Source organism: Kutzneria sp. 744, from assembly GCF_000568255.1.
GTDB lineage: Bacteria > Actinomycetota > Actinomycetes > Mycobacteriales > Pseudonocardiaceae > Kutzneria.
The window spans coordinates 8,397,380-8,400,895 of sequence record NZ_KK037166.1; the positions used below are offsets into that span (position 1 = coordinate 8,397,380).

Below are 3,516 nucleotides of genomic sequence, written 5' to 3' on the forward strand. Positions count from 1 at the left end.
GTTCGCCGAGGCGGCGACCTCGATCAGTTGGCCGCGGTCAAGCCCGCGCACCTCGGCGACCGGTTCGCCGCTGCTGACCGCGCGCCCGAGAGATCGGCGCGCTGCCGCCGGCCGCCCGCTCCGAGGCCGGCAAGCGGGTCAACGAGGCCCAGAACGAGATCAAGGCCGCCTTCGACGCGCGCAAGGCCCAGCTCGAGGCCGCGCGGGCCGAGCAGGTGCTGGCCACCGAGCGGGTGGACGTGTCGCTGCCGTGGGACCGCGTGTCCCGTGGCGCCCGGCACCCGCTGACCACGCTGTCCGAGCGCGTCGGCGACGTGTTCGTCGGCATGGGCTACGAGATCGCCGAGGGCCCGGAGCTCGAGACCGAGTGGTTCAACTTCGACGCGTTGAACTTCGGCAAGGACCACCCGGCCCGCACCATGCAGGACACCTTCTACATCGCGCCGGAGAACTCCGGGCTGGTGCTGCGCACGCACACCTCGCCGGTGCAGATCCGCTCGCTGCTCGACCGTGAGCTGCCGGTGTACGTGGTCTGTCCCGGTCGGACGTACCGCACCGACGCGCTGGACGCCACCCACACCCCGGTGTTCCACCAGGTCGAGGGCCTCGTCGTGGACAAGGGCATCACCATGGCCCACCTGAAGGGCACGCTCGACGCGTTCGCCCGGGCCATGTTCGGCGCCGACTCCAAGACCCGCCTGCGCCCGTCCTTCTTCCCGTTCACCGAGCCGTCGGCCGAGGTGGACGTGTGGTTCCCGCAGCGCAAGGGCGGGGCCGGCTGGGTGGAGTGGGGCGGCTGCGGCATGGTCAACCCCAACGTGCTGCGGGCCACCGGCGTGGACCCCGACGTCTATTCGGGCTTCGCGTTCGGCATGGGCCTCGAACGCACGCTGCAGTTCCGCAACGGCATCCCCGACATGCGCGACATGGTCGAGGGCGATGTCCGCTTCACGTTGCCCTTCGGAACGGAGTTCTGAGTCCCGTGCGCATTCCTGTCAGCTGGCTCGCCGAGCACCTGCCGCTGCCCGAGGAGACCACGGCCGAGGACGTGGCCGAGGCGCTGATCCGGATCGGCCACGAGGTCGAGGCGGTCGAGCGGCTCGCCCCCGTCGACGGCCCGCTGGTGGTCGGCCTGGTGGTGGAGATCGAGGAGCTCACCGAGTTCAAGAAGCCGATCCGGTACTGCCAGGTCGAGGTGGACGAGGACCAGATCCAGGGCATCGTCTGCGGCGCGCGCAACTTCGTCGAGGGCGACCTGGTCGTGGTGGCGCTGCCCGGCGCCGTGCTGCCCGGCGGCTTCGAGATCAGCGCCCGCAAGACCTACGGCAAGACCAGCGAGGGCATGATCTGCTCCGTCAAGGAGCTGGGCCTCGGCGACGACCACACCGGCATCCTGGTGCTGCCGCCCGGCGCCGCCAGCCCCGGCGACGACGCCAAGCCGATCCTCCAGCTCGACGACGCCGTGCTGGAGCTGGCCATCACGCCCGACCGTGGCTACGCCCTGTCGGTCCGTGGCCTCGGCCGTGACCTCGCCTGCGCCTTCGACCTGCCGTTCGGCGACCCGGTCGGCATGGACGGGCGCGCCGTCACCGACAACGAGGTGTGGCCGGTCGACGTGCAGGACGAGGAGGGCTGCCGCCGCTTCGTGGCCCGCCGGGTGACCGGCGTGGACACCGCCGCGCCGACCCCGTTCTGGATGCGCCGCCGCCTGATGCTGGCCGGCATCCGCTCCATCTCGCTGCCGGTCGACGTCACCAACTACGTGATGCTGGAGACCGGGCAGCCGCTGCACGCCTTCGACGCCGCCAAGCTCCAGGGCACGCTGGTCGTGCGCCGGGCCAAGGCCGGCGAGAAGCTGCGCACGCTGGACGACGTCGAGCGCACCCTGTCCGACGACGACATGATCATCTGCGACGACAGCGGCCCGGTGTCGCTGGCCGGCGTGATGGGCGGCGCGTCGACCGAGGTCGGCGAGTCCAGCACGGACATCCTGCTGGAGGCGGCCAACTGGGAGCCCGCCTCGATCGCCCGCACCGCCCGCCGGCACAAGCTGCCCAGTGAGGCGTCCCGCCGCTTCGAGCGCGCCGTCGACCCCGTGGTCGCCGCGGCCGCCCTCGACCGCGCGGCCAAGCTGCTCGACGAGTTCGGCGAGGGCAGCATCCGGCCCGGCCGCACCGACGTCGGCAACCCGATCCTGCCGTCCCCGGTGTCCATGCCGATCGACCTGCCCGACCGTGTCGCCGGCGTGCACTACGCCCGTGGCGTGACCGCGCGGCGGCTGGGCCAGATCGGCTGCGGCGTCGAGGTCACCACCAGCGACGACGGCCGCACGTTCGTCATCGCCACCCCACCGCCGTGGCGGCCCGACCTGACGCAGCCCGCCGACCTGGTGGAGGAGGTGCTGCGGCTGGAGGGGTATCACACGATCCCGTCCGAGCTGCCGCCCGCGCCGCCGCAGCGGGGCCTGACCGAGTCGCAGCGCCGCCGCCGGGCCGTGTCCCGCGCGCTGTCCGAGGCCGGCTACGCCGAGGTGCTGCCGTTCCCGTTCGTCGCCTCGACCGCGTGGGACGACCTCGGCCTCGACGCCGACGACATCCGGCGCACCACCGTGAAGGTGCTCAACCCGCTGGAGGCCGACCACCCCGAGCTGGCCACCACGCTGCTGCCCAACATGCTGGAGACCTTGCGCCGCAACGTTTCCCGCGGCCAGCGGGACCTGGCGCTGTTCCACGTCGGACAGGTCGTGCTGCCCAAGGCCGAGCAGACCGCGGTGCCGTCCATCGGCGTCGAGGGCCGTCCGTCCGAAGAGGACCTCGGCAAGCTGGAGGCGTCGCTGCCCAACCAGCCGCTGCACGCCGCCGTTGTGCTGTCCGGTCAGCGTGAGCAGGCCGGTTGGTGGGGCAAGGGCCGCGAGGCCTCCTGGGCCGACGCCGTCGAGGCCGCGCGGACCGTCGCGCACGCCTGGGGCGTGGAGCTCACCGTCGTCGCCTCCGAGCTGGCGCCGTGGCATCCCGGCCGCTGTGCCGAGCTGCGGGTCGGCGGCTGGCCCGTTGGTCACGCCGGCGAGCTGCACCCGGCCGTGGTGGAGAAGCTCGGTCTGCCCAAGCGCACCTGCGCCATGGAGATCGACATCGACGCCCTGCCGCTGGCCGACCGCCGTCCGGTGCCGGTGATCTCGCCGTACCCGCCCGTGCTGTTGGACGTGGCCCTGGTCGTCGACTCCGCCGTGCCCGTCGCCGACGTCGCCGCCGCGCTGCGGTCCGGCGGCGGCGAGCTGCTGGAGGACCTCCGCCTGTTCGACGTCTACACCGGCGAGCAGCTCGGCGAGGGCAAGCGCTCCCTGGCCTACGCCCTGCGTTTCCGGGCCGCCGACCGCACCCTCACCGTCGATGAGGCCACCGCCGCCCGCGACGCGGCCGTCGCCTCCGCCGGCGACCAGCACGGAGCCTCCCTCCGCTGACCTCTTTATGCGGGGAAGGACGCCTTACCCTCGTTGAACGCGTGTAAGGCGTCCTT

Annotated in this window: 1 protein-coding gene and 1 pseudogene; both read left to right on the forward strand. The window is 72.7% G+C overall.

Features of this window, described 5'->3' with window-relative positions:
* Positions 1-977 (forward strand): annotated as a pseudogene (locus KUTG_RS38800) (phenylalanine--tRNA ligase subunit alpha); the annotation flags it as partial.
* A gap of 5 nt (positions 978-982) precedes the next feature.
* Positions 983-3,460 (forward strand): phenylalanine--tRNA ligase subunit beta, encoded by a 2,478-nt coding sequence (pheT, locus tag KUTG_RS38805; RefSeq protein ID WP_043724096.1) that lies wholly within the window; start codon positions 983-985, stop codon positions 3,458-3,460.
* The last annotated feature ends 56 nt before the right edge of the window (positions 3,461-3,516 follow it).